This window comes from Streptomyces tricolor (genome assembly GCF_002155905.1).
GTDB classification, from domain to species: domain Bacteria; phylum Actinomycetota; class Actinomycetes; order Streptomycetales; family Streptomycetaceae; genus Streptomyces; species Streptomyces tricolor.
On sequence record NZ_MUMF01001025.1, the window covers coordinates 1 to 518 of the forward strand.

General features: G+C 74.7%; 1 protein-coding gene. It reads right to left on the reverse strand.

Features of this window, described 5'->3' with window-relative positions; translation table 11 throughout:
- On the reverse strand, positions 1 to 518 hold a 518-nt coding region (locus tag CCN44_RS42485; protein WP_143650509.1), incomplete at both ends, for a helix-turn-helix domain-containing protein.

The window sequence follows — 518 nt, forward strand, 5'->3', positions numbered from 1 at the left end:
CCGTCCCGGCGGGCCCGCTCCACCCGCTCCGGGAAGGTGTCGATGAGGGTGCCGTGGTCCGTGGGTTCGGCTCGCGGGGGCAGCGCGAAGAAGGTCGCGTCCCTGGCGGTGCCGGAGCGGTGCTCGCGCCAGCGGGTCCAGTCCGGATCCGTCCATTCCGTCGCGAACAGCGCGCCCGGTGCGGTCCGTTCGGCCGGCAGCAGGTCGCCGATGCGGAAGCTGACGGACAGTGCGCGGCGACGGGTGGCCTGGTGGATGAAGCGGATGCCGTCGAGGTCGGGGACCGCGAGCGACACCGACTCGTCCAGCTCGTCGGCGAGGGCGTCGGCGCGCGCGTCGAGCAGCGCGGGCAGGCGCAGGGCGGCGAGGTAGGCGTTGCCCAGCTCCATCACCCGCGGGGCGAGGACGATGTCCCGGCCGTCGGCGCGGACGTAGCCCATGCGGGAGAGGGTGCCGGTGATCCGGTCCACCGTGGAGCGGGCCAGGCCGGTGGCCCGTTCCACGGTGGACCGGATCAC